This window comes from Paraburkholderia sp. SECH4 (assembly GCF_030511745.1).
Taxonomy (GTDB): domain Bacteria; phylum Pseudomonadota; class Gammaproteobacteria; order Burkholderiales; family Burkholderiaceae; genus Paraburkholderia; species Paraburkholderia madseniana.
Genome location: NZ_JALOCP010000012.1, coordinates 1 through 26,139, shown reverse-complemented (window position 1 = coordinate 26,139; position 26,139 = coordinate 1). Strand labels below are relative to the sequence as shown.

Sequence of the window (26,139 nt, the reverse complement as noted above, 5' to 3'; positions counted from 1 at the left end):
CCCGGCGCTTTTTCATTGACCAACTCGCATTGGCCAACTCGTTTTGAGGGCCACCCAATGCGCCGCAGCGCGATCAAGCCGGGAACACACCCGTCGACAGATACCGGTCACCCCGATCGCAGACGATAAACACGATCGTCGCGTTCTCGACCTGGCGCGCGACGCGCAACGCCACCTCACAGGCCCCGCCCGACGAGATGCCGGCGAAGATTCCTTCGACCGAGGCCATACGCCGCGCCATCGCTTCGGCTGCGGCCTGGCTCACGTTCTCGACGCGGTCCACACGGCTACGATCGAAAATCTTCGGCAGATAGGCCTCCGGCCATTTGCGAATGCCCGGAATGCGCGAACCCTCTTCCGGCTGCGCGCCGATGATCTCGATCGCCTGATTCTGTTCCTTCAGATAGGTGGACACGCCCATGATCGTGCCGGTCGTGCCCATCGACGAGACGAAGTGCGTGATGCGCCCTTCGGTGTCGCGCCAGATTTCCGGACCGGTACCTTCGACGTGCGAGGCCGGATTGTCCGGGTTCGCGAACTGGTCGAGGATGATGCCCTTGCCTTCGCGCTGCATCTGTTCAGCCAGATCGCGTGCGTATTCCATGCCGCCCGTCACCGGTGTCAGCACGATCTGCGCGCCGTACGCGGCCATGCTCTGACGGCGCTCCACCGACAGGTCCTCCGGCATGATCAGCACCATCTTGTAACCGCGGATCGCCGCAGCCATCGCCAAGGCGATGCCGGTATTGCCGCTGGTCGATTCGATCAGCGTATCGCCCGGCTTGATGCGTCCACGCGCTTCCGCCTTCTTGATCATCGACAGCGCCGGACGGTCCTTCACCGAGCCCGCAGGATTGTTGCCCTCGAGCTTCGCAAGGATCACGTTATTGCGGCTGCGGATCTCGTCGTCAGGGAGCCGGACGAGTTGCACGAGCGGCGTATTGCCGATCGTATCTTCAATCGTTTTGTAAGCCATATCGGGTCTGGTGCTGTCGATGCGCGGAGTCTTCAATCCATCGATTCTAAACCACCGTGCGCACGGCTGCCGTGCGGCCCTTCTGCCCGCATGGATGCAGGTGCTGGCGGACGAGCGCGCGCAACGCAAAAAGCCCGCGGCTGAGAACCGCGGGAGCCAGTCATCTGCATGACAGCTAAAGGAGTGTTCTTACCCACTCCGACCATGAAGGGGAACGACGGTAACGGACTGGGCGCGAGAGAGGTGACCCGCCTCGCGCGCACGGCCCGCGTCAGGCTATTTCTTCACCGCCACAGTGGCGTTCTTTGGGGTTGCGGCCGCGCTAGTCGAGTTAGCCGCGTTGGCGCCATTGCCCGCAGCGGCCGCGCCTTTGCTTTGTGCAGACGCCGCAGCCTGCGGGTTAGCAGCCGCGCCAGCCGGACCGACAGCGAGACCCTCCGCCTGCAGGCGCTCGACGGTATGCCCGCCCATGCCTTTGACGCGCTTGCCGAGATCGGCCGGGTCCTTGAATGGACCATGCGCTGCACGCTCGTCGAGAATGGCTTTCGCTTTGGCAGGACCGATGCCCTTGATGCCGCGCAGCGCATCCTCGTTAGCCGTGTTGACGTCGACCGCCGCATACGCGTGGCCGAAAGCGGCCAGCATGGCCGCGGTAACCAGAATTTTTCGAAACATATGGAATCTCCCTCGTACAACCGGTTGGCGACCATCACCAACCGGGAGATTCCAGTTTAAAGAGGTATCCGAAAGATTTACACCTGGCCGAATAGCCAACGTACGTAGCGATCGACACCTTCCTGCACGCTCAAAAACGGCGCGTCGTAGCCGACGGCACGCAGCTTGGTCTGGTCGGCCTGCGTGAAGCACTGGTACTTGCCGCGCAATGCATCGGGGAACGGAATATATTCGATCAGCCCGCGCTGCACCTGCTCCGCGAGCGACAAGGGCGGCTCGTTGTTCAACGTACGCAGCGTGTTGACCACCGTGCTCGCGATGTCGTTGAACGGCTGCGCACGGCCACTGCCCAGGTTGAAGATGCCCGACTTGTCCGGATTGTCGAAGAAAAACAGGTTGACCTTCACCACGTCTTCGACGGAGACGAAGTCGCGCGTCTGCTCGCCGGCGGCATAGCCGTTGTATTCGCCGAACAGCTTGACCTTGCCTTCCGCGCGGAACTGGTTGAAGTTGTGAAACGCGACAGACGCCATGCGCGCCTTGTGCGTCTCGCGCGGCCCGTAGACGTTGAAATAGCGGAAGCCGGCAATCTGGCTCTTCGCGGTGGGCAGCACGCGGCGAATCACCTGGTCGAACAGAAATTTCGAATAGCCGTACACGTTCAGCGGCTGCTCGACTTCGCGCTCTTCGACGAAGCGGCTCGAACCGCCATACGTGGCCGCCGAGGACGCATACAGAAACTGGATATTCTGCGCGAGACAGACGTCGAGCACTTCGCGGCTATAGCGGAAGTTGTTGTCCATCATGTAGCGGCCGTCGGTTTCCATCGTGTCCGAGCAGGCGCCTTCGTGGAAAATCGCGCGCACTTTGCCGAAATCGCCACGCTTGAAGCGTTCGACGAATTCGGTCTTGTCGAGATAGTCGTCGATCTCGCAGTCGACGAGATTCTTGAACTTGTCCGCACGCGTGAGGTTATCGACCGCGATGATGCGTTGTTCACCGCGCTCATTGAGCGCCTTCACGAGATTGCTGCCGATAAAGCCGGCCGCGCCGGTGACGATGAGGGTCATGATGATCCTGCAGTAATGGGCTTTGCATGGGATCGGAGTAAGTGCTTTGCACCAACTCCGATCGACAGCTCAGTTGACGCCTCGCGGGTTCCTCTTTTGCCCCCGCTGAAACTAAAGCACAAAGAAGGGGACCCGGCGGGGCTGCATCAATGAAAAAGTTCGTCGTAGGTGACGGTGGCGGTACCGAGTTTGCCGACCACGATGCCGGCTGCGCGATTCGCGAGCCCGACCGCCTCGACCAGCGTAAGACCCGCGCCGAGCATGGCGGCGAGCGTGGCGATCACGGTGTCGCCCGCGCCCGATACATCATACACTTCGCGTGCAACGGCCGATGTATGCAGGATGCCGTCGTCGGCGAAGAGCGTCATGCCCTCTTCCGAACGCGTCAGCAGCAGCGCCTTGAACTCGAGATCGGCACGCAGTTTGGTCACGCGCGCGATCAGATCCTCTTCGGATTTCCACTGACCGACCACCTCGCGCAACTCGGCGCGATTCGGCGTGATCAGCGTGGCGCCGCGATAGCGCTCCCAGTCGTCGCCCTTCGGATCGACCAGCACCGGCTTACCCGCCGCATGCGCCTTGGCGATCATCTGCGTGACGTGCGTGAGACCGCCCTTCGCGTAATCGGACATCAGGATCACGTCGTGCGACGGCAGCAGGTCGTCGAAACGCGCAAGGCCCGCGAGCAACACTTCGTGCGCGGGCGAGTTTTCGAAGTCGACGCGCAGCAACTGCTGCTGACGCGACAGCACGCGCAGTTTGATGGTGGTGAGCAAATCCGGATCGCGTTCCAGATGCGGCGCCACCCCGCTTTCGGCGAGTAGTTGCACGATGCGCTCGCCGGGCTCGTCATGGCCGACCACGCACAGCAAACCCGCTTGCGCGCCGAGCGCCACCGCATTGCGCGCCACGTTCGCGGCGCCGCCGAGGCGGTCTTCCTGGCGCTGCACATGCACGACCGGCACCGGCGCTTCCGGCGAAATACGGTTCACGTCGCCGAACCAGTAGCGATCGAGCATCACGTCGCCGACCACCAGCACGCGCGCCGCGCCAAGGCGTTCGCGCGGCACCATGGTCAGTGCGGACGTGGGTGTGGACTGAGCGGCCTCAGGCATTGCTGGAGACATCGGCCGGAAATTCAGAGGGCTGGGCATAAGGTCGTCCGATCGAGTGATAGTCGATGCCGAGTTCGGTCATCGCGTCCGGCTCGTACAGATTGCGGCCGTCGAAAATCAGCGGTGACTTCAGCACCGATTTCAGGTGCACGAAATCCGGGCTCTTGAATTCCTTCCATTCGGTGACGACCACCAGCGCGTCGGCGCCGGTGAGCGTTTCGTCCTGGGTGCTCGTGAACGTGAGACGCGCTTGCTGCTCCGGCGCATCGTGCAGATCGATAGCGAACACGCGGCGCGCTTCGGCCACCGCCACCGGATCGTACGCGCGAACCTGAGCGCCACGCGCCAGCAATTCAGCGATCACGCGACGGCTCGGCGCCTCGCGCATGTCGTCGGTATTCGGCTTGAACGCGAGGCCCCACACGGCGAACGTACGGCCGCTCAGATCTTCACCGAGCTTGCCCGTGATCTTGTGCACCAACACGTCTTTCTGCTTGTAGTTCACTTCCTCGACCGCTTCGAGAATGCGCAGATTGTGGCCGCTTTCGCTGGCGGCGCGGATCAGCGCCTGCACGTCCTTCGGGAAGCACGAGCCGCCGTAGCCAGCGCCGGCATACAGGAAGTGATAGCCGATGCGCGGGTCCGAGCCGATGCCGCGACGCACCGCCTCGATATCCGCACCGACCCGGTCCGCCAGATTCGACATCTCGTTCATGAACGAGATGCGCGTGGCGAGCATCGCATTGGCAGCGTATTTCGTGAACTCAGCCGAGCGCACATCCATGTACAGCGTGCGCTCGTGATTGCGGTTGAACGGCGCGTACAGACGCTTCATCAGCTCGCGCGCGCGCAGGCCGGCCTCGTCTTCGTCACTGCCGAGCACGATGCGATCGGGACGCATGAAGTCGTCGACCGCCGCGCCTTCCTTCAGAAACTCAGGGTTCGACACCACCGAGAAGCGGTGCTGCTCGCTATTGGCAAGCCCGCGTTTGACCAGTTCCTCTTCGACCACCGCACGCACGCGTTGCGCGGTGCCGACCGGCACCGTCGATTTGTCGACGATCACCTTGAAGCTGTTCATTGTGCGGCCGATGTTGCGCGCTGCTTCGAGCACGTATTGCAGATCGGCCGAACCGTCTTCGTCTGGCGGCGTGCCGACAGCGATGAACTGCACCTCGCCGTGCGCCACGCTCGCTTCGATATCCGTCGAAAACGTGATGCGGCGCGCCGCACGCGTACGGGCGATGATCTCCAGCAAACCCGGCTCGTGGATCGGCACGCCGCCGTTGTTGAGGATTTCGATCTTGCGCGGATCGACGTCGAGACAGAAGACGTCATGGCCGATTTCGGCGAGGCACGCGCCGGTGACGAGACCAACATAGCCCGTGCCGATAATGGTGATTTTCATACGCTTTCCGGTAGAGGTTTCCGGTGAGGGTTTCTCGTAGTGAACAAGGCCGTCATGATCCCACCCGGCCTAATTCGCCGGGCGGGCCGCCGTCGTTGCGGCGCGGCTATGCAATTCCATTCGCTATCAGTTCGACGCCGTGATCGGTTCGACGCGACGCGGCGCATAGGTTTCCCAGCCGCTGCAACCCGGACACTGCCAGTAGAACAGCCGCGCCCTGAAACCACAATTCTGGCACGTATACCGTGGCAGATTTTTGGTGCGCTGGCGAATCAGCGTACGCATCAGTTCGAGCTCACTCTTCCGCGGCTCTTCCGCGACGGCCTCCTGCGCTTCCAGCAGACGCGTCATACCCGCCAGATTCGGCGATTTCTGCATCTGCGAGCGTGCCAGCGCATGCGCGGCGTCGGGCCCGCGTATCGCCGCAATGTGCTGATAGGTCACGTCGAGCAGATCGTTCGACGGATAGCGGTCGACCCACGTCATGAGCAGATCGGCGCCATCCTGCGGGCGGCCGAGCACCTCATAGGCCTTCATCAGCTTTTCCGCGACAAGCGGCAGGTAGGCGGGATTCTGTTCCTCGACTCTCCGCCATTGGGTAATAGCTGCCTCTTGCGAGCCGGCCGTCGCGTCGACGTCGCCGAACAGGATCGTGGCGCGTACGTTGGTCGGGTTCGCCTTCAATGCAAAACCTAGCTGACGGCGTGCCTCGTCTGCATTTTTCTGCTGGAGTGCTTCCTGGGCTAGCTCGCAATGAAACTGCGCGATGTCCTTGTCGAGCGACTCGGCGCCCATTGTTTCCAGATGGCGTGCGACGTCGATCGACTTAACCCAGTCTTTCTCGATCTGGTAGATGGTGAGCAGCGCGCGCTGCGCACCCAAAGCGTAGTTGCCGGTTTCGAGCGAGCGGAAGGTCTCTTCGGCGCGGTCGAGCAAACCCGCCTTCAGAAAGTCCTGACCCAGTTCGTACAGCGCGTGATCGCGCTCGGTGACGGGCAGATCAGTGCGGCTCAGCAGGTTCTGATGCACGCGAATCGCGCGGTCCGTCTCGCCGCGGCGGCGGAACAGATTCCCCAGCGCAAAGTGCAACTCGATCGTTTCCGGGTCGAGCTTGACGACTTCGATAAACGCGTCGATCGCCTGGTCAGGCTGCTCATTGAGCAGGAAATTCAGGCCGCGGAAGTACGAACGCGGCAGGTTGGCGCTTTCGGACAGCAGCGTCTTGAGGTCGTAGCGCGCAGCCATCCAGCCGAACGCAAAAGCGACGGGTATGACAAGCAGCCACCAGAAGTCTAGATCCATGCGATTAATGCAAATGTGCGGGAAAGCGGGAGCGGAAAGCCGCGCTTCAGAAGCGCGGCAGAAGACAACTTAGATCAGCGGCGGCATAGGCGGTTGTTCGACCACCACCGGGGCTTCGCGCGCCACACGCAACTCGCGCTTGAGCCGGCCATTCTCCATGCGCAGGCGCACCATGCCCGGCATTGACGACACCAGCCCGGCCAGCAGCCCCACCACGAAGAACGCGAGGCCGATCAGAATCAAAGGCGCCGACCACGCGTAACCAGCGAGGAAATTCAGCGTAGCAGTTTGTGTATTGGAGAGAGCGAGCACCAGCAGGAGCACGAACACCAGCACACGGATCAGCCAGACGATAAATTTCATGAATAGGTCTCTTGACGGCAGTTGCGGGGTGACGCCGGCTTGATGACGCGTCGCGCCACGGTGTTGCCCGCGCCGAAGTGACCCGTATTGTAATGGATGCCCTCGCGACTGGGCAGGAACTGGCTGATAGAGGACTTACGCGAGGTTTACCTTGCCGCAACAGGATGCTTGGGCAGGTGTGTTCGATTAGGGAATGTGCCGGGCTTAAGGGACGAAACAACGGACGAAAGGCGGACAAAAGATGCGGACGAAAAAAAAGCGCCCGAAGGCGCTTTTTCTGGTCTTTTGCCGTCTGGCTTTGGCCGCTGACGCTACCAATGCCATGCTGCGAACCGCACAGCGAAGCATTTACAGGTCGTCGTCATCCGGCTCGTCGGCCTTCAGCGGCTCGCCCGAACGTCGATCTACCCGTTCGCGCAATTCCTTGCCCGGCTTGAAATGCGGTACGTACTTCTCAGGTACCAGCACCTTCTCGCCCGACTTCGGATTACGCCCGACGCGGGAGGGACGACGATTAAGGCCGAAGCTGCCGAAGCCGCGAATTTCAATGCGATGACCGTTGGCAAGCGCCTCCGACATCGCATCAAGCATCGTCTTCACCGCGAAATCCGCATCTTTAAGTACAAGTTGCGGAAATCGCGTAGCCAGCTGGGCGACCAATTCCGATTTGGTCATACTGCAGCAGACCTCGCAAGAAAACGCCGGGCCACCCCCGTGTTGTTATACCCCCCCTCGCGGGGGACCTGCCGCCAGGCGGCAGGTTTAGGGGCGTTCCTCAATTACTGGTTCTGACCGTCGAGCTTGGCCTTCAGCAGCGCGCCGAGGTTCGTCGTGCCGGTAGCAGCCGAACTCGAATCCGACGAAGCCAGGCCGCGGATCGCTTCCTGTTGCTCAGCCGAATCCTTGGCCTTGACCGACAGGTTGATACCACGCGACTTGCGATCGATGTTGATGATCATCGCGTTGACCTTGTCGCCTTCCTTCAGCACGTTGCGAGCATCTTCCACGCGGTCTTGTGCGATTTCCGAAGCACGCAGGTAGCCTTCGACTTCCGCCGACAGCGTAACCACAGCACCCTTCGCGTCCACCGTCTTGACCACGCCGTCGACGATCGAACCCTTGTCGTTCATTGCAACGAAGTTGCTGAACGGGTCGCCTTCGAGCTGCTTGATGCCCAGCGAAATGCGTTCCTTCTCGACGTCGATGCCGAGAACGATCGCTTCCACTTCGTCGCCCTTCTTGTACTTGCGAACTGCTTCTTCGCCCGTTTCGCTCCACGACAGGTCCGACAGGTGAACCAGACCGTCGATGCCGCCCGGCAGACCGATGAAGACGCCGAAGTCGGTGATCGACTTGATTGCGCCTTGCAGCTTGTCGCCCTTCTTGAAGTTGCGGCTGAAGTCGTCCCACGGGTTCGGCTTGCATTGCTTCATGCCGAGGCTGATACGGCGGCGGTCTTCGTCGATTTCGAGAACCATGACTTCGACTTCGTCGCCCAGCTGAACAACCTTCGACGGTGCAACGTTCTTGTTCGTCCAGTCCATTTCCGACACGTGAACCAGGCCTTCGATGCCCGATTCGACTTCGACGAATGCGCCGTAGTCGGTGATGTTGGTGACCTTACCGAACAGGCGCGTGCCCGACGGGTAACGGCGCGAGATGCCTTCCCACGGATCGTCGCCCAGTTGCTTGATACCCAGCGAAACGCGGTTCTTCTCTTGGTCGAACTTGAGGATCTTCGCGGTGACTTCCTGGCCAACCGACAGAACTTCGCTCGGGTGACGCACACGACGCCATGCGATGTCGGTGATGTGCAGCAGGCCGTCGATACCGCCGAGGTCCACGAACGCGCCGTAATCGGTGATGTTCTTCACCACGCCTTCCACGATCGCGCCTTCCTTCAGCGTTTCGAGCAGCTTTGCGCGCTCTTCGCCTTGGGTCGCTTCGATCACGGCACGGCGCGACAGCACGACGTTGTTACGCTTGCGGTCGAGCTTGATGACGCGGAATTCCAGCGTCTTGCCTTCGTACGGGGTCGTGTCCTTGACCGGACGCGTGTCAACCAGCGAACCCGGCAGGAACGCGCGGATGCCGTTGACCATGACGGTCATGCCGCCCTTGACCTTGCCCGTGATCGTGCCGGTCACGAGTTCGTTGTTGTCGAGAGCCTTTTCCAGCGACAGCCACGAAGCCAGGCGCTTCGCCTTGTCGCGCGACAGGATCGTGTCGCCATAGCCGTTTTCCAGCGCGTCGATCGCGACGGAAACGAAGTCGCCCGCCTGCACTTCTACCTCGCCCGCGTCGTTCAGGAACTCTTCGAGCGGGATGTAGGCTTCGGACTTGAGACCAGCGTTGACGACCACGAAGTTGTGGTCAACACGCACGACTTCGGCGGAGATCACCTCGCCAGCGCGCATGTCTTGCTTGGTCAGCGACTCTTCGAACAGAGCCGCAAAAGATTCGGTATTCGGGTTGGAAGTTTGCAGGTCGGACATAAAAATCAAAATTTGCATGGTTCTCGCGGTGCCCGGCTGGCCGGACGGTCAGCTACAACGGCAAGAATGCGAATGCCACGCGGGGTTAAGGGGTTAATACACGCTCCACGACACTCGCGGAGCACCTACTGACAACGCTACTTCTACTGCGCCCACCGCTCAGATGCCACTCGGACATCAGGCATGCGGGACCCATGCTTCATACCACTGCACCACCTGTTCGACCGCCTGGTCGACCGACAATGCGGAGGTATCAAGCAGCTTTGCATCCGCTGCGGGCTTGAGCGGCGCGGCCGTGCGCTGACTGTCACGCTCGTCGCGCTCACGCAAATCCCGGAGCAAGTCATCTATATTAGCAGAAAATCCTTTTTGGATCAATTGCTTATGCCGGCGCGCCGCACGGGCCTCGACGCTGGCGGTCATAAACACCTTCAGCACGGCGTCCTGGAAGATCACCGTGCCCATGTCGCGGCCGTCGGCGACCAGCCCCGGTTCCTTACGGAAAGCCCGCTGACGGGCCACCAGCGCGGTTCGCACGGGCGCGTGCACGGCAATCGCCGAGGCCCGGCTGCCAACTTCCTCGGCACGAATGTCAGCGGATACGTCGGCGCCGTCGAGCTGCGCCAACCCCTCGCGAAAGGTGATGTGCAGATCGTCGATCAGTTTTACAAGCGCGTCGACGTCATCCGCCACGATGTTGTAGCGCATGCTGGCCAGCGCGGCGAGCCGGTACAGCGCGCCGCTATCCAGCAAATGGAAGCCGAGATTCGCGGCAACCAGCGCGGCCACGGTGCCTTTGCCCGAGGCGCTGGGGCCGTCGATCGTAATGACGGGCGTTTGGTGAAAGGGACGGATCGGTTTCATCGAAAAAGTCGCACGTCAGTCGATTCAGGAGCGAATCAGGGTTGAGCGAGCGCGGTGAAGCGCTCGAAATAGTCAGGGAACGTCTTGCCGACGCACTTCGGGTCGTTGATCCGGATCGGCACGCCGCCCAGGCTCACGAGCGAGAAGCACATCGCCATGCGGTGATCGTCGTAGGTGTCGATCGAAGCGTTCGGAATCAGTTTTCCGGGCGGCGTGACGACGAGGAAATCCTCGCCCTCCTGCACCTTCGCGCCGACCTTGCGCAGCTCGGTGGCCATCGCGGCGATCCGGTCGGTTTCCTTCACACGCCAGCTCGCGATGTTGCGCAGCGTGGTCGTGCCGTCCGCGAATAGCGCGGCGATGGCGATCGTCATCGCAGCATCGGGAATCAGGTTGAAATCCATGTCGATCGGATCGAGCTTGCCGTTGTCGTTACCGACGCCACGCACTTCGATCCAGTCGTCCCCCATTTGCAGGTTCGCACCCATCTTGATGAGCGCATCGGCGAAACCGACGTCGCCCTGGATGCTGGAGCGGCCCACGCCTTCCACCCGCAACGGCCCGCCGCCGAGCGCGCCGGCCGCGAGAAAATATGACGCCGACGACGCGTCGCCTTCCACCATGATCGTGCCCGGCGACTGATAGCGCTGCCCCGCCGGCACGATGAACCGGTGCCATTCATGGCGCTCCACCTTGATGCCGAAGCGCTCCATCAGCTTGATCGTGATCTCGATGTACGGCTTCGAGATCAGCTCGCCGTCCACCTGTACGGTCGTCACGCCGCTTTCCGTGCGCAACAGCGGCAACGTCATCAGCAGCGAAGTCAGGAACTGGCTCGACACGTCGCCGCGCACGCGGATCGGCGCGTCGGCTGTGATTTGCGCCGGCCGAATCCGCAGCGGCGGATAGCCTTCGTTCTCTTCGTAGTCGATCTTCGCACCGATCTGCCGCAAACCGTCGACCAGATCGCCGATCGGCCGCTCGTGCATACGCGGCACACCGTGAATGCGATAGTCGCCGCCATTCACCGCGAGCGCCGCGGTCAGCGGACGCACCGCCGTGCCGGCATTACCGAGAAACAGATCGGCCGTGCGCGCCGTGAACGCGCCGCGCGTGCCGCTCACGACACAGGTGTCGCCTTCGCGCTTCAAGCGCACACCGAGCTTTTCGAGCGCGTCGAGCATCACGCGGGTGTCGTCCGAGTCGAGCAGGTTCGTGATCGTCGTTTCGCCTTCGGCGAGTGCCGCGAGCAGCAGCACACGATTCGAAATGCTTTTCGAGCCGGGCAAACGAACCGTGCCGGACGCACGGGAAAATGGTCCGAGATCGAGGAATTCCATGATTGAGTCCAGTTCCGGTTATTTCGAGGCGTCGCCGAGGGCGGCCCCCGCAGTGCGCTGTTCCTGCCATTCGCTGCGCGCGACGCGCGAGCGCGCGAACACGGCTTCAAGCGCGGCGCCGTCGCCGGCTTCGATCGCCGCGCGCAAGCGCGCGAGCACCGCTGTGTAGGCATCCAGCTCGTCGAGCAGCGCGGCGCGATTCGCCACGCACACATCGCGCCACATTTCCGGGCTCGACGCGGCAATGCGCGTGAAGTCACGGAAGCCGCCGGCGGCGAATGAGAATTTCAGCGCGGCGTCGGGCGAATTGAGAATCTGCTCGACCAGCGCGAAAGACAAAACGTGCGGCAAATGGCTGACCGATGCGAGCACGCGGTCATGCTGCTCGGGCGTCATCTCCCGCACACAGGCGCCGGTTGCACGCCACATCGCGGCAACGCGCTCGACCGCCTCCGGCGCGTTCTCCGGCAGCGGACACAACACGACATTGCGATTCACGTACAGATCGGGCAACGCCGCATCCGGACCGCTCGCCTCACGGCCGGCAATCGGATGCCCCGGCACGAACTGGCCTATGCGTGCGCCGAGCGCCGCGCGCGCGGAAGCCACCACGTCGGACTTGGTGCTGCCGGCATCGGTGACGATCGTGCCTGCGTCGAGAAACGGCGCAATACGTTCGAGCAGCGGCAGGGTCTGCGCGACAGGTGCGGCAAGCAGCACGAAATCCGCACCGGACAACGCCGCACGCAATGCCGCGTCGTCACCCAACGCTGCGGCTTCATCGACCACACCCAACTCGAGCGCGCGCGCCGTCGACGCAGACGAACGCCCGACACCGACCACGGTTCGCGCACCTGCCGGCTCGCCGCGTTCACGCAGCGCGCGCGCGAGCGATCCGCCGATCAGGCCGACACCGAAAATCACCAGCTTATTAAAAGAAAACGCGGCCACGTCGGTCACTGAAAAAGCGCGCCTTTCATAAAGTGAGGCGCGCGGGTCAAAGTCAACCGCTTACGCGGTGGCGAGCGACTTTTCGAGCGCCGCGAGGAACGCTTCGTTTTCTTCCGGCAGGCCGATCGTGATGCGCAGCCATTGCGGCAAACCGTAGTTGCCAACCGGACGAACGATCACGCCCTGCTTCAGCAACGCGAGGTTGACGCGGTTGCCGGCTGTGTCGTCATTGCCGACGCGCACCAGCACGAAATTGCCGTCCGACGGCACATACTCGAGGCCGAGTTTGTCGAAGGCTTCGGTCAAAAGACGATAGCCCTGCGCATTCAGGGCCGCGCTCTTTTCCAGAAACGCCTTGTCGTTCAGCGCCGCGATCGCCGCGGCTTGCGCCAGCGTGTTCACGTTGAACGGCTGACGCAGACGGTTCAGCAGATCGGTCAATTCAGGCTGCGCAATCGCGAAGCCGACACGCAGGCCCGCCAGGCCAAACGCCTTCGAAAACGTGCGCGAGACCAGCAGATTCGGATAGCGGCGCACCCACGCGATCGAGTCGTAGCGCTTTTCCTCCGGCAGATATTCCGTGTACGCCTCGTCGAGCACGACGACCACGTTGCGCGGCACCTTGTCGAGAAACGCTTCGAGCTTCGCGCCTTCGATGAACGTGCCGGTCGGGTTGTTCGGGTTCGCGACGAAAATCAGGCGAGTGTCGTCGGTAATCGCCGCGAGCATCGCGTCGAGGTCGTGGCCGTATTTGACGGCCGGTACGACGATCGCATTTGCGCCCACGCCTTGCGTGGCGAGCGCGTAGACCGCGAACGAATATTGCGCGTAGACGATCGACTGGCCCTTCTCGACGAACGCATGCGCGGCAATTTCGAGAATGTCGTTGCTGCCGTTGCCGAGCGTGACCCACTCGGCCGGCACGCCGTAACGCTCACTCAGCGCTGCCTTCAGTTCGAATGCATTCGCGTCCGGATAGCGGCCGAGTTCGCTGGCCGCTTGCGCCATGGCGCGTTGCGCCGATTCCGGCATGCCGAGCGGATTTTCGTTCGACGCGAGCTTCACGATGGTCGCTTCGTCGAGGCCAAACTCGCGGGCCACTTCCGAAATCGGCTTGCCGGCGATGTAAGGCGCGATCGCGCGCACATAGGAAGGACCGAAGGACGTTGTCATGAAAATCTCCGAACGACTAATTAGTAGTAAGTGAATCTGCGACAGGCGCGCCCAGGCGACATGCACGCACCTGGGCCGACATCAACGAGCACGCGGATACGAGCCGAGTATCTTCAGGAACGCGGCCTTCTGACCGAGTTCGGTGAGTGCGGCGGCAACCGCCGGCTCATCGCGATGGCCTTCGACGTCGATATAGAAGTAGTACTCCCACGTGCCGACGCGCGCCGGGCGCGACTCGAAACGGGTCATGGAAACGCTGTGGCGCGCCAACGGCTCCAGCAACTTGAACACGGCGCCCGGCTCGTTCGCCACCGAAACGATCAACGACGTCTGATCGCTCCCGCTGACGCCGGTGCGCTCCTTGCCGATCATCACGAAACGCGTGCGGTTGTGCGGATCGTCCTGGATGAGGGCATACGCGACCTGCAGACCGTAATGCGTGGCGGCGCGATCGCCGGCGATCGCGGCGACCGTCGGATCGTCCGCTGCCATGCGCGCGGCTTCGGCATTGCTCGACACCGCCTGGCGCTCGAGGTGCGGCGCGTTGGTCGCGAGCCAGCCCTGGCACTGGGCGAGCGCCTGTGCATGCGCGCATACGCGGGTCACGCCGGTGAGGCCGCCGCCCAGCGTCAACAGATTGTGGTGAATCGGCAGCGCCAGTTCGCCGCCGATCGTGAGCTGGGTTTGCAACAGCAGATCGAGCGTGCGCGACACCGCGCCTTCGGTCGAATTCTCGACCGGCACAACGCCAAATTCGGCGGCGCCTGCTTCGACCGAGCGAAATACTTCGTCGATCGACGGGCACGGCAGACCTTCGATCGACTGACCGAAGTACTCGTGCATCGCCTGTTCGCTGTACGTACCAACCGGCCCGAGATACGCGGCCTTGATGCTCTTTTCGAGCGCGCGGCTCGCGGCCATGATCTCGCGCCAGATCGCGCTGATATGCTCGCTGGCCAGCGGGCCGTCGCTCATATCCTGCAAGCGCGCGATCACCTGCTGCTCGCGCTCGGGGCGGAACACCGGCGCGTTGAAATGCTTCTTCACCTCGCCCACTTCGAGCGCCACCGCGGCACGCTGATTGAGAAGCGCGATCAGTTGCGCGTCGAGCGCGTCGATGCGTTCGCGAAGGGGTTTGAGTCGGGTATTGAGTTCGTCGTCCATGCGTGAAAACGGCCCTGCCGGTAGCTGCTGCACAAATGCGTGCTGGAAAGGATGCGCGTGCCTGAATATCGAAGACGATCAGGCGCTGCGCTGTTCGAATTCCTTCATGTATTCGACAAGCGCTTTGACGCCTTCGAGCGGGACGGCGTTATAAATCGACGCCCGCATGCCGCCGACGGACTTGTGGCCCTTTAGCTGCACCATTCCCCGCGCTTTCGCGCCGGCCAGGAAATCTTCGTTGCGCGACTCGTCGGCGAGGAAAAACGGTACGTTCATCCGCGAGCGCGAGCCACGCTCGACCTTGTTCAGATAGAAGCTGCTCGAATCGATCGTGTCGTACAACAGCTTCGATTTTTCGAGGTTACGCGCTTCCATCGCGGCAAGGCCGCCCTGCTTCTTCAACCACTTGAACACCAGGCCCGCGATGTAGATCGCGTACGTGGGCGGCGTGTTGTACATCGAATTGTTCTCGGCGACGGTTTTCCATTCGAACGCCGACGGGCAGACCGACTGCGCGCGACCCAGCATGTCTTCACGGACGATCACCACGGTTACACCCGCCATGCCGATGTTCTTCTGCGCGCCGCCGAACAGCACGCCATATTTGGCGATGTCCATCGGGCGCGACAGGATGTGCGACGAGGCGTCCGCCACCAGCGGAATATCGCCGAGGTCGGGAATCTCGAACGTCTCGACGCCGTGAATCGTCTCGTTGGTACACAGATGCACGTACGCCGGATCGTCCGACAGTTGCCATTCCGAGCGAGCCGGTGCGCGCGTGAAGCCCTCGGCCGTCTGACCGCTCGCCGCCAGATGCACAGTGCCGTACTTTTGCGCTTCCTTGAACGACTTTTGCGACCATGACCCCGTCACGACGAAATCCGCCCGCGCTTTCGCGCCCATCAGATTCATCGGCACGATCGCGTTTTCGCCCAGGCCGCCGCCTTGCAGGAACAAAATCCGGTGGCTGGCGGGCACTTCGAGCAACTCGCGCAGATCGACGAGCGCTTCCTCGTGGATCGACATGAATTCTTTGCCGCGATGGCTCATTTCCATCACGCTCATGCCACTGCCCTGCCAATCGAGCATCTCGTCGGCTGCCTGACGCAGCACTTCTTCGGGCATGGCAGCCGGGCCGGCGGAGAAATTAAAGACGCGCATCGTGAGATCCTGGAAGCTGGCGCGAAAAAACGAACAGATCGCGCAAAAATCGGCGAAGTTAGCAGCCGCGAAGGCAGCCATTGCAAAGTTTGCGACGCGAAACTCGACAACAAGAGTTTGACGACGCGCGTTGGGCGACACGCGTTTGGCAAAATCTTCGCGCCCAAAAAGAAAATGGCCGCCTGCGCGTGTGCGCAAACGGCCATTATCGCATTGTCACCGCCAACCCGCCAAACCCGGCACGCCATATGGCTTGCCTAGCGGCGGCTAGCGCGATGTCAGCGCAGCCTTTCGACCTTTTGACTCAACTCGCTGGCTTATTTAGTCAACTCATTTAGCCAACTCATCCAGCCAATTTACTTAGCCGGCTTGACCGAAGCGACTTCCTTGTCAGCCTGGTCGCGCGTTGCCTTGATCGATTGCGGCATGTACTTTTGCATCAAGCCATTCACGACGTCGCGGCCAACCTGGTCTTGCACCTGGATGAACTTGCGGCCGGTCGGGCTCTTGTAGAACGCGGTCAGATCTTTGATTTCCGACGTGCTGTAGTACTTCGCGTAAGCGTCGTACTGAGCTTGCATTGCGTCCTGGCGGAAGTTGTCCGTTGCGAACACTTGACCTGCGCCGTCAACCAGCTTCGGCACTGCGTTCTTTTGCAGCGTCGGGACGGAAGCCTGCTTCTGCTTGTCCGTCATCGTCTTGTTTTCGCTCAGGGCGTCCGACAGGATAGCCGGAACCAGCTGCTTGGCTTGCATCTGGGCACTGTTGCCGATCGCGCCGACGAGTTTCTGTGCGTCGATTGCATCCAGCAGGTCCTTGATTGCAGCCTGCTTGGCCGGATCAACCGGTGCTGCGGCAGCAGCCGGGGCCGCCGGAGCCGAGCTCTGCAGAGCTTGAGCCATAGCGAAAGTCGGCACGAGAGCAGCCAGCAACATCAGTTGTTTGAATCGTTTTTGCATCATTACTCCCTAAGAGAAATTAACTTGAACTGCAAGCTGCGCGGGATGCGTATCGGCCCGACACGCCATTGTTCCCTGCGCAGCTTTCAACCAATAACTGAGACTGAAAGCTGCCGACGCGAATCAGGCCGCACCACCGTCTTCACCGCCGTTGTCGCCTTCGGCAGGACCTTCGGTGTCGCCTTCCACATCGATATCGGCCTCCGCCTCAGCAACCTGTTGCAGACCTGAAAGCTTGGTCCCTTCGTCAAGGCTGATGAGTGTAACACCTTGGGTTGCGCGCCCCATTTCCCGAATTTCCGATACGCGCGTACGAATCAGCACGCCCGTATTGGTGATCAGCATGATCTGCGCTTCCTGATCCACCAGCGTGGCGGCGACGACCTTGCCGTTACGCTCCGACGTCTGGATCGCGATCATTCCCTTCGTGCCGCGCCCGTGACGCGTGTACTCAGTGATCGGCGTGCGCTTGCCGTAGCCGTTTTCGGTCGCGGTCAACACCGACTGCTGCTCGTCGCCGGCCACCAGCAACGCAATCACGCTCTGGGTGTCTTCGAGTTGCATGCCGCGTACGCCGCGCGCCTCGCGGCCCATCGGGCGCACGTCGTTCTCGTCGAAGCGAACTGCCTTGCCCGAATCCGAGAACAGCATCACGTCGTGCTGGCCGTCTGTAATGGCGGCACCGATCAGGTAATCGCCGTCATCCAGACCGACCGCAATAATACCCTTGCGCAACACGCGGCTGAAGGCTTCCAACGGCGTCTTTTTTACGGTTCCTAGCGCGGTGCCCATAAAGACGAATTTGTCAGCCGAAAATTCCTTTACCGGCAAGACAACCGTAATCTTCTCGCCGTCCTGAAGCGGGAAGATATTGACGATCGGACGGCCGCGCGAGTTCCGCGAACCTTGCGGCACCTCATAGACCTTCACGCTGTAGACGCGACCACGATTCGAGAAGCACAGGATGTGATCGTGCGTGTTCGCGATGAACAGCGTATCGATCCAGTCGTCTTCTTTCATCGCCGTGGCCTGTTTGCCGCGACCACCCCGCTTCTGCGCACTATATTCAGACAGCGGCTGCGATTTCACATAGCCGGCGTGCGACATGGTCACGACCATCTCTTGCGGCGTAATCAGGTCTTCGGTGTTCAGCTCGGTTGCGTTCAGCTCGATCTTCGAGCGGCGCACGTCGCCGAATTCGGCTTTGATCGACGTCAGTTCCTCGACGATGATCGCCGTAATGCGTTCCGGGCGAGCCAGAATGTCCAGCAGGTCGGCGATTTGCGCCATCACTTCGCGGTACTCGCCGATGATCTTGTCCTGCTCCAGACCCGTCAGGCGTTGCAGACGCATCTGCAAGATTTCCTGAGCCTGGGTGTCGGACAAGCGGTAGAGGCCGTCGGACTGCATACCGAACGACGGATTCAAACCGTCAGGGCGATAAGCCTCGCGACCACCGGCCGACGCGTTTTCCGTCTCGGCGCGCGACAACATTTCGCGCACCAGCGACGAATCCCACGGACGCGCCATCAATTCCTGCTTGGCGATCGGCGGTGTCGGCGCGGCCTTGATGATCGCGATGAACTCGTCGATGTTGGCGAGCGCGACGGCCAGACCTTCGAGCACGTGGCCGCGTTCGCGGGCCTTGCGCAGTTCGTATACAGTGCGCCGCGTCAGCACTTCCCGGCGGTGCGACAGGAAGCACGCCAGCATTTCCTTCAGGTTCAGCAGCTTCGGCTGGCCGTCGACCAGCGCGACCATGTTCATGCCGAAGGTGTCCTGAAGCTGGGTCGCCTTATACAGATTGTTGAGAACCACTTCCGGCACTTCGCCGCGCTTCAACTCGATCACGACGCGCATGCCGCTCTTGTCGGATTCGTCGCGGATGTCGGAGATGCCTTCGAGCTTCTTCTCGTTGACCAGTTCGGCGATGCGCTCCAGAAGTGAGCGCTTGTTCACCTGGTACGGCAATTCGTCGACGATGATCGACATGCGCTGACCGCGGTCGATTTCCTCGAAGTGGGTGAGCGCGCGCATCACCACGCGGCCGCGGCCGGTGCGATAGCCGTCGCGAACGCCGGCCACGCCGTAGATGATGCCGGCGGTCGGGAAGTCAGGCGCCGGAATAATCTCGATCAGTTCGTCGATCGTGGCTTCCGGGTTTTTCAGCAGATGCTGACATGCGTCGACAACCTCGTTGAGGTTATGCGGCGGGATGTTGGTCGCCATTCCGACCGCAATACCGGACGAGCCATTGATCAGCAGATTGGGAATACGCGCCGGCAGGATGGCCGGTTCGTTTTCGCTGCCGTCGTAGTTCGGCGTGAAGTCGACGGTTTCCTTGTCGATATCGGCCAGCAGCTCGTGGCCGATCTTTGCCATGCGGATTTCGGTGTACCGCATTGCCGCGGCGTTGTCGCCGTCGACCGAACCGAAGTTGCCCTGACCGTCCACCAGCATGTAGCGCAGCGAGAAATTCTGCGCCATCCGGACGATGGTGTCGTAAACAGCCGTGTCGCCGTGCGGGTGATATTTACCGATGACGTCGCCGACAATACGCGCCGACTTCTTGTACGCCCGGTTCCAGTCGTTGTTCAGTTCGTGCATCGCGTACAGCACGCGCCGGTGCACCGGCTTCAGGCCATCGCGAACATCGGGAAGCGCACGCCCCACGATCACGCTCATCGCGTAATCGAGATACGAACGGCGCATTTCCTCCTCTAGGGAGATTGGCAGAGTCTCTTTGGCGAATTGATCCATTATCCGTATCTTTTACGTGCCAAGGCGACGGCGTGAAGCTCGCTTGAAGCCCAACTCGCCGCGCCTTCGCGTAAGCATTGCAGGCGCAACGCATCACGCGATTCTAACATGCCGCGCATCCGCCCCCGACTGGGGTACGTATACCTATTAGCAGACGAGCGGAAACGGCGCCTGAACGCCCCATGATGAAATCAGGGCAGGCTCGATTTGTGCATGGGGCAATTCGCCGCTCAGCCATGACTGGCGGTGCCTACAGCGGATTGCTTCTGTTGCGCATGCACCACAATTGGAGGGTGATTTGATTGGGGGCAGATTTTTTTATCGTTGGAAGGGAACGATATGGCAAAATGCCAACGCACAAAGAGTTAGACACTGCTCGAAGTCTACACAGCACGTTTTTTGTTCTACACCGATGTTATACTTCGAGCAATGTATGACTTGTCTTCGTCAACAGGCTCGCAGTAAACCTGCGGTAATCTCAATTTCGAGAGGAGAAATATGAATAAACTTTCAAAGCTCGCGTTCATTGCAGCTACCGCAGTTATGGCTGCATCCGCCATGGCGCAATCGGTGCCGGCGTCGCGACAAGCTACGAACGACAACTGGGTGAATGGTACCGGCGAATACGTGTGGATGAACGGCACGAACGAGCTTTGCTGGCGCGATGCATTCTGGACGCCGGCAACGGCCAACGCTAAGTGCGATGGCGCCCTGGTTGCCCAGGCTCCGACCCCGCCGGCTCCGGTTGCACCTCCTGCACCGGCTATTACGAGCCAAAAGATTACGTATCAAGCTGACGCTCTGTTCGACTTCGACAAGGCCATCCTGAAGCCGGCTGGCAAGGAAAAGCTGGACGATCTGGCATCGAAGGTCGGCTCGCTGAACCTGGAAGTCATCGTTGCAACGGGTTACACGGACCGTATCGGTTCGGACAAGTACAACGACCGCCTGTCGCTGCGCCGCGCTCAAGCTGTGAAGTCGTACCTCGTGAGCAAGGGCATCGAATCCAACCGTATCTATACGGAAGGCAAGGGCAAGCGCAACCCGGTCACGACCGGTTGCAACCAGAAGAACCACAAGCAACTCGTCGCTTGCCTCGCACCGGATCGTCGCGTGGAAGTCGAAGTTGTCGGTACTTCGAAGCAGTAAGCTACAAATTACCGCAGTATCAAAGCCCCGCTTCGGCGGGGCTTTTTTTATGCCGCTGCTATGGACGCTGCTCGCCTTCTCCTCCGAGCACGCGCCCGAGCTGCCGGAACAGGATGCGCCAGCGACGGGGCGGCATTTTGCCGCCCCGTCGCTCGGCCTATATACTCAGGGTTTATCCTCGAGCGCCCGCTCAACGCTCTCATCGAGGCAGCTTCCGCCATGACCAACGCCGATCCCCACGAACTGCAGAAATTTAGCGACCTCGCGCATCGTTGGTGGGACCCGAATGCCGAATTCAAACCGCTGCATGAACTCAACCCGATTCGCCTGAGCTGGATCGACGCACACGCGCATCTCGCCGGCAAAACCGTGTTGGATATCGGCTGCGGCGGCGGCATTCTGTCGGAGTCGATGGCGGGATTGGGGGCGCATGTGAAAGGAATCGACCTGTCGACCCAGGCGCTTGGCGTGGCGGATCTTCACAGCCTTGAAAGTGGTGTAACCGTCAGTTACGAAGAAATCGCCGCCGAAGCACTGGCCGCCCGCGAACCGGGCACTTACGACGTCGTCACCTGCATGGAAATGCTCGAGCACGTGCCCCAACCGGCCGCCATTGTCGAAGCATGCAAAACGCTCGTGAAACCCGGCGGCTGGGTGTTTTTCTCCACGCTGAACCGCAACGTGAAGTCGTATCTGTTCGCGGTGATCGGCGCCGAATATATCGCGCGGATGCTGCCCAAGGGTACGCACGACTACGCGCGCTTCATCCGTCCGTCGGAATTGGCGAGCTTCGTGCGCACCGCCGGCCTGCGCACGGTCGACATCAAAGGTATCGTTTACAACCCGCTCAGCAAGCATTTCACGCTGTCCGCCGACACGAGCGTGAACTACATGCTCGCCTGCCGCCGCGACGTCTGATCCGCCCCGACCTGCCCGGACTCAACCCAATCAATGAGCGATCCCACGCCCCTGCCTCAACGCGAAGACAACGACGACGCGCTCGGTCTTTGCCAGGCTGTCCTGTTCGACCTCGACGGCACACTGGCCGATACCGCGCCGGATCTTGCGGCCGCCGTCAACAAAATGCGCCATGATCGCAGCCTCCAGATGGTGCCGCTCGAAGACCTGCGGCCGCTCGCGTCCGCGGGTGCGCGCGGGCTGATCGGCGGGGCCTTCGGCATCGGCCCCGAGGATCACGAGTTCGCGTCGATGCGCGAGGAGTTTCTCGCCAACTATGAAGCAGACTTGTGTATCGAGACCACGCTGTTTCCCGGCATTCCCGAATTGCTCGACGATCTCGACGCGCGGGGCGTGCGCTGGGGCATCGTGACGAACAAGGTAGCAAGGCTCACCGAGCCGCTGATCGCGCAACTCGGCCTCGAAGAGCGCGCCGGCTGCGTGGTGAGCGGCGACACGACCCCGCATTCGAAGCCGCACCCCGCGCCCCTGTTGCACGCCGCACGTGAGCTGGATGTGGTGCCGGAGCGCATCGTCTACGTCGGCGACGATTTACGCGATGTGCAGGCGGGTTTTGCGGCCGGCATGAAGACCATCGCGGCCGCCTATGGTTACTGCGGCAACGACATTCCGCCGACGCAATGGCACGCGCAGCATGTCGTGCACTCGCCCTCGGAATTGCAGAAGCTGCTACGCGACATCGAGTGAAGGGCTGAGCGGCTGCGCGCATACGGCGAACGCGTCAGTCACGGCGCACGCAACGCGGCGCGTTGCCGCTTCGCCACGACGGCACAGCAGCACATCGAGACGGCACGACAACAAGGCAATCAGCCAGGACGTTGCCGTCAAACTATTGTAAAATCTCCGTCTGGCCCAGACATTTTGGGCAACGAACCGCGGGGGCGACCTGGTTTCGACAGGGGTTGCGAAGCGGCTAGGGCATACCGAGGACCCGTCACCTCGTTAATCAATGGGAAAAACGTAACTGCAAACGACGAAACGTTCGCACTGGCAGCCTAAGGGCCGCCGTCCTCTGCCTAGTTCACTGACGGGCTAGAGTCGCAAGACCGGTAGCAATACCGACAGAGGTCATATACGTCAGTTAAGTCTTGGCGGCGTCACGACGCCAAGGTCGAAAATCTAGTGAATCGCCGTCACGCAGCGTGTTCGTCCGCGTCGTGGTGGTTAAATCAAATGACAGAACTAAGTATGTAGAACTAGTCGTAGAGTGCTTCTGGACGCGGGTTCGATTCCCGCCGCCTCCACCAGAACATCGTTTGAAGCTGCACCATCAAGACTCACTCAAAACCCGCAAGCGGCCTGCTGCTTGCGGGTTTTTTGTTGGCTACCTATAAAACAGAAGGCCCGCTCATCGAGCGGGCCTTTTTGCTGGCGCGTATCAAAGCTGCGTGAAGCCAAGGGAATAAACGCATCCCTTCAATCGTTTATTCCGCACGCGCGACCGCACGCTGCGTTCCGCGCGGGACCAACACCAAAATCAGGAGCCGACATCATGCGCAAGACTCTCTTCTGCCTCTCCACGCTGACTCTCCTCGCACTGCAGCAGACTGCTTTTGCCGAAGCCCCGAAGATCGTCGATGGCCGCTTCGTCACTGCGGACGGCATGACGCTCTATACCTTCGACAAAGACACCACGCCCGGCACGAGCGCCTGCACCGGCGGCTGCACGAGCTATTGGCCTGCTGCGGTAGCGAGTTCGTCGGACAAGCCCTCAGGCGACTGGACCGTGATTCCGTCGGCCGACGGCAAACAGCAATGGGCTTATAAAGGCCATCCACTGTATCGCTACGCGGCCGACAAGCAAGCGGGCGACATGAAGGGGGACGGCTTCAAGGACATGTGGCACACGGCGAAGCCATAACCGATAGCCGCTGAACGACGGACCAGAACCGAGAGACTTTATAAAAACACTCAATCGAAAACGCCGGCTGCAAGCCGGCGTCTCGAACGAATACAAAACGGAACACGAAAGCGCTGATTCGCTTATTCGTCTTTAGGACACTGCAAATTACACCCGTTCGGATCGCCATTGTCGCCGCGCTTGCGCATGGCTGACTTTTTGTTGGACTGGAATTTGTCCGAGGGCGCGGACGCCGCAAATGGCATCTGCGGATGCTCGGCAAGACGGAACTGATCTTGCAGGATACCGCCCGGCACACCCGGCGAATTCTGTGCGAAAGCAACCGAAGCGGTGGCGAGAAGCACCCCGGCCGTCGCTGCCGCAGCACATGCGTGAAGAAGAACTTTCATATCGGTTCAGCGCGGCATAGCGCGCGGTTAAGGCGTAAGCGGAAGGATAGAGATTATCCCAAACAAACGCCCGTCGCAGCGGCGACGGCACCAATTTGTTTACAGTTGCTTACACCGCACCTGGACCAAGTCCCACATCGAGATCGAGCAGCTTGCCGCAGTCGCGTGGATCGTAACCTTCGAGCTGTTCGACGCCATGCCGAAACGCCGCGCCGCGCAGCAAACCGATCACCGTTGCGAGCGGCGCGCGCTCCAGGCGGGCGCGGTCGCAGGCGAAGTAATAGTCTTCGTCGACGATCGGAATGAAGTCGAGCCCGAAGTGATGCGCCGCCGGCTCGACGCCAAAACCCACGTCTGCCATGCCGCTTGCCACGAACGCCGCGATCGCCGAGTGCGTGAGTTCCGCCGACGCATAGCCGTTGACCCGATCCGGATCGACTCCGACTTTTCGTAGCGCGAGATCGAGCAGCATGCGCGTCCCAGAACCGGGCTGACGATTGACGAAGCGAATGTCGTCGCGCGCGAGATCGCTCAGGCCGCCGATGCCCTTTGGATTCCCCTTGCCGAGAAAGAGGCCCTGCTTGCGCTTCGTCAGATGCACGAGCACGTGACGCTGCGGATCGAGCCAGCGCCGATAGGTATCGGCGCATGCCGCGCGAAACTCGCCTAGCGGCAAGTGAAAGCCGGCCAGATCACATTCGCCGCGGGCGAGCGCGCTCACCGCGTCCGCGCTGTCGCGGTATTTGATATCGACCGGCAAGTCGTTTGCGACCAGCGCCGTCACCAGCGCCGCCACGGCGTAACCGTGCGACGCGTAGATCCGCACGTCGTCGGCAGCCGGCGCGAGCCAGCGGTTCAGGTCGCTGGCGACTTCGCTCGCCAGCGCCTGCATGTTGCCGTCGAGCCGCTCGCCGCACAGGCGCTGCGCGCGCAGCACGGCCTGACCGAGCTCGGACAGCACCGAACCTCGCCCACGCTCCTTCGCGATCAGCGGGCCACCCAAACGCTCCTCGATGCTGCGCAACAAACCCCACGCGTGGCGGTAGGACAAACCCTTAAGCGTCGCCGCCTGCGCGATGCTGCCGGATTCGTCCACCAGCGCCAGCAGCGGCACGACGTCCGACAGGCTTGCCTCACGGCCATCCGGGCCCTTCACAACCAGTTGCGCCTGGCACTCGATCCTGATCATATATGTTCAACTCTTTCCTATTGCACGAGGCGTATCACCCGCCTATTGTTCGGCTATCCCATATCGAATATACGAAGCATATGTGCGCACATTATGAATGACAAGTGCATATATGACTTTGGAGGAGCCCCCACTTGGACGATTCCATCGCCGTCGCGCCGGAGCAGTTGGTGCAGCGTCACGCGCAGCCGGGCAGGTCGCTGCTAGCGGTACTGCACGCCATTCAGGACGAACTCGGCTACGTGCCGCCCGACACGGTTGCGCCTCTCGCACGTGCCATGAACCTGTCGCGCGCGGAAGTGCATGGCGTCATCACCTACTACCACCACTTCCGCACGCAGCCCGCCGCACCCGTCACGGTGCAACTGTGCCGCGCCGAAGCATGCCGCAGCATGGGCACCGAGGCGCTCGCACAGCATATCGAGGCGCACACCGGCTGCCGTTTCGACGCGGAGCATCGGCATGGCGAGACGGTCGAGCTGGAATCCGTCTATTGCCTCGGCCAATGCGCGCTGTCGCCGGCGATGATGGTCAACGGCACGCTGCACGCGAAAGTGACGCCGCAAAAATTCGACGCGCTCTTTGCCGCCGCCAACAAATGCGTGGAGGTGACGGCATGACGCGCATCTACGTTCCCTGCGATTCGTCGGCGCTTGCGCTCGGCGCCGATGCTCTGGCTCAAGCGATCGAATCCGAAGCCGCACGTCGCGGCATTGCAATCGAACTGGTTCGCAACGGTTCACGCGGTTTGCTGTGGCTCGAACCGCTCGTCGAAGTTGCGACGGCTGAAGGCCGAG

Annotated in this window: 24 protein-coding genes, 1 other RNA gene and 1 pseudogene; 7 read left to right on the top strand and 19 right to left on the bottom strand. The window is 61.4% G+C overall.

Annotated features, from left to right (window positions below):
• Positions 1-73: 73 nt before the first annotated feature.
• From cysM to gyrA, 17 genes are all read right to left on the bottom strand, one after another.
• A complete protein-coding gene (cysM, locus tag M0D67_RS17890) occupies positions 74-976 on the bottom strand; it encodes a cysteine synthase CysM (RefSeq protein WP_154566313.1) in 903 nt (300 codons plus the stop codon).
• 276 nt (positions 977-1,252) lie between these two features.
• Complete coding sequence (locus tag M0D67_RS17885) at positions 1,253-1,651, bottom strand: helix-hairpin-helix domain-containing protein (RefSeq protein WP_154566312.1); 399 nt, start codon at positions 1,649-1,651, stop codon at positions 1,253-1,255.
• A 77-nt stretch (positions 1,652-1,728) separates the two neighbouring features.
• Entirely contained in the window at positions 1,729-2,721 is a 993-nt protein-coding gene (gene rfaD, locus M0D67_RS17880) for an ADP-glyceromanno-heptose 6-epimerase (RefSeq protein ID WP_154566311.1), read from the bottom strand.
• 146 nt (positions 2,722-2,867) lie between these two features.
• On the bottom strand, positions 2,868-3,875 hold the full coding sequence (gene rfaE1 / locus M0D67_RS17875; RefSeq protein ID WP_302273457.1) for a D-glycero-beta-D-manno-heptose-7-phosphate kinase: 1,008 nt from the start codon (positions 3,873-3,875) through the stop codon (positions 2,868-2,870).
• Positions 3,829-5,244 (bottom strand): UDP-glucose/GDP-mannose dehydrogenase family protein, encoded by a 1,416-nt coding sequence (locus M0D67_RS17870; RefSeq protein ID WP_154566309.1) that lies wholly within the window; start codon positions 5,242-5,244, stop codon positions 3,829-3,831. Before M0D67_RS17870 ends, rfaE1 begins: the two co-directional genes overlap by 47 nt.
• Before the next feature lie 126 nt (positions 5,245-5,370).
• A complete protein-coding gene (lapB, locus tag M0D67_RS17865; protein ID WP_154566308.1) occupies positions 5,371-6,546 on the bottom strand; it encodes a lipopolysaccharide assembly protein LapB in 1,176 nt (391 codons plus the stop codon).
• Positions 6,547-6,615: 69 nt separating this feature from the next.
• Positions 6,616-6,909 (bottom strand): lipopolysaccharide assembly LapA domain-containing protein, encoded by a 294-nt coding sequence (locus M0D67_RS17860; protein WP_054037219.1) that lies wholly within the window; start codon positions 6,907-6,909, stop codon positions 6,616-6,618.
• A 348-nt stretch (positions 6,910-7,257) separates the two neighbouring features.
• Positions 7,258-7,584 carry an integration host factor subunit beta gene (locus M0D67_RS17855; protein WP_028200079.1) on the bottom strand — a complete coding sequence of 109 codons (327 nt, stop codon included), beginning with the start codon at positions 7,582-7,584 and terminating at the stop codon, positions 7,258-7,260.
• 104 nt (positions 7,585-7,688) lie between these two features.
• On the bottom strand, positions 7,689-9,422 hold the full coding sequence (gene rpsA / locus M0D67_RS17850) for a 30S ribosomal protein S1 (RefSeq protein WP_063496917.1): 1,734 nt from the start codon (positions 9,420-9,422) through the stop codon (positions 7,689-7,691).
• 159 nt (positions 9,423-9,581) lie between these two features.
• Positions 9,582-10,268, bottom strand: coding sequence for a (d)CMP kinase (gene cmk, locus M0D67_RS17845; RefSeq protein ID WP_171925368.1), 687 nt, complete (start codon positions 10,266-10,268; stop codon positions 9,582-9,584).
• A 35-nt stretch (positions 10,269-10,303) separates the two neighbouring features.
• Positions 10,304-11,608, bottom strand: a complete 1,305-nt coding sequence (gene aroA, locus M0D67_RS17840) for a 3-phosphoshikimate 1-carboxyvinyltransferase (protein WP_233468701.1) — start codon at positions 11,606-11,608, stop codon at positions 10,304-10,306.
• 18 nt (positions 11,609-11,626) lie between these two features.
• Positions 11,627-12,568 carry a prephenate dehydrogenase/arogenate dehydrogenase family protein gene (locus M0D67_RS17835; protein WP_168435966.1) on the bottom strand — a complete coding sequence of 314 codons (942 nt, stop codon included), beginning with the start codon at positions 12,566-12,568 and terminating at the stop codon, positions 11,627-11,629.
• Between the two features lie 51 nt (positions 12,569-12,619).
• Positions 12,620-13,732 (bottom strand): histidinol-phosphate transaminase, encoded by a 1,113-nt coding sequence (gene hisC / locus M0D67_RS17830; RefSeq protein WP_154566305.1) that lies wholly within the window; start codon positions 13,730-13,732, stop codon positions 12,620-12,622.
• 81 nt (positions 13,733-13,813) lie between these two features.
• Positions 13,814-14,896 (bottom strand): prephenate dehydratase, encoded by a 1,083-nt coding sequence (gene pheA, locus M0D67_RS17825; protein ID WP_154566304.1) that lies wholly within the window; start codon positions 14,894-14,896, stop codon positions 13,814-13,816.
• Between the two features lie 78 nt (positions 14,897-14,974).
• Positions 14,975-16,057 (bottom strand): 3-phosphoserine/phosphohydroxythreonine transaminase, encoded by a 1,083-nt coding sequence (gene serC / locus M0D67_RS17820; RefSeq protein ID WP_154566321.1) that lies wholly within the window; start codon positions 16,055-16,057, stop codon positions 14,975-14,977.
• A 356-nt stretch (positions 16,058-16,413) separates the two neighbouring features.
• Positions 16,414-17,016, bottom strand: a complete 603-nt coding sequence (locus tag M0D67_RS17815) for a DUF2059 domain-containing protein (protein WP_154566303.1) — start codon at positions 17,014-17,016, stop codon at positions 16,414-16,416.
• A gap of 123 nt (positions 17,017-17,139) precedes the next feature.
• Complete coding sequence (gene gyrA / locus M0D67_RS17810; protein WP_266239325.1) at positions 17,140-19,728, bottom strand: DNA gyrase subunit A; 2,589 nt, start codon at positions 19,726-19,728, stop codon at positions 17,140-17,142.
• 546 nt (positions 19,729-20,274) lie between these two features.
• On the opposite strand from gyrA, the gene ompA reads away from it, so the two are divergent.
• The 5 genes from ompA (at position 20,275) to M0D67_RS17785 (ending at position 23,764) form a co-directional block, all read left to right on the top strand.
• Entirely contained in the window at positions 20,275-20,925 is a 651-nt protein-coding gene (ompA, locus tag M0D67_RS17805; protein ID WP_097390093.1) for an outer membrane protein OmpA, read from the top strand.
• A gap of 219 nt (positions 20,926-21,144) precedes the next feature.
• Positions 21,145-21,843: a bifunctional 2-polyprenyl-6-hydroxyphenol methylase/3-demethylubiquinol 3-O-methyltransferase UbiG gene (gene ubiG / locus M0D67_RS17800; protein ID WP_154566320.1), complete on the top strand. Its 699-nt coding sequence runs from the start codon at positions 21,145-21,147 to the stop codon at positions 21,841-21,843.
• A gap of 33 nt (positions 21,844-21,876) precedes the next feature.
• On the top strand, positions 21,877-22,590 hold the full coding sequence (locus M0D67_RS17795; RefSeq protein ID WP_154566301.1) for an HAD family hydrolase: 714 nt from the start codon (positions 21,877-21,879) through the stop codon (positions 22,588-22,590).
• 190 nt (positions 22,591-22,780) lie between these two features.
• Positions 22,781-23,150, top strand: a transfer-messenger RNA (tmRNA) gene (ssrA, locus tag M0D67_RS17790).
• 245 nt (positions 23,151-23,395) lie between these two features.
• Positions 23,396-23,764 carry a hypothetical protein gene (locus M0D67_RS17785; protein WP_154566300.1) on the top strand — a complete coding sequence of 123 codons (369 nt, stop codon included), beginning with the start codon at positions 23,396-23,398 and terminating at the stop codon, positions 23,762-23,764.
• A gap of 122 nt (positions 23,765-23,886) precedes the next feature.
• On the opposite strand, the gene M0D67_RS17780 is transcribed toward M0D67_RS17785, so the two are convergent.
• Both M0D67_RS17780 and M0D67_RS17775 read right to left on the bottom strand, forming a co-directional pair.
• Positions 23,887-24,153 (bottom strand): hypothetical protein, encoded by a 267-nt coding sequence (locus M0D67_RS17780; protein WP_154566299.1) that lies wholly within the window; start codon positions 24,151-24,153, stop codon positions 23,887-23,889.
• 109 nt (positions 24,154-24,262) lie between these two features.
• Positions 24,263-25,342 carry a substrate-binding domain-containing protein gene (locus M0D67_RS17775; protein ID WP_154566298.1) on the bottom strand — a complete coding sequence of 360 codons (1,080 nt, stop codon included), beginning with the start codon at positions 25,340-25,342 and terminating at the stop codon, positions 24,263-24,265.
• Positions 25,343-25,476: 134 nt separating this feature from the next.
• Between M0D67_RS17775 and M0D67_RS17770 the strand changes: the two genes are divergently transcribed.
• Complete coding sequence (locus M0D67_RS17770) at positions 25,477-25,962, top strand: NAD(P)H-dependent oxidoreductase subunit E (protein ID WP_154566297.1); 486 nt, start codon at positions 25,477-25,479, stop codon at positions 25,960-25,962.
• Positions 25,959-26,139, top strand: a pseudogene (locus M0D67_RS17765) (formate dehydrogenase); the annotation flags it as partial. The gene M0D67_RS17770 and the pseudogene M0D67_RS17765, both read left to right, overlap by 4 nt.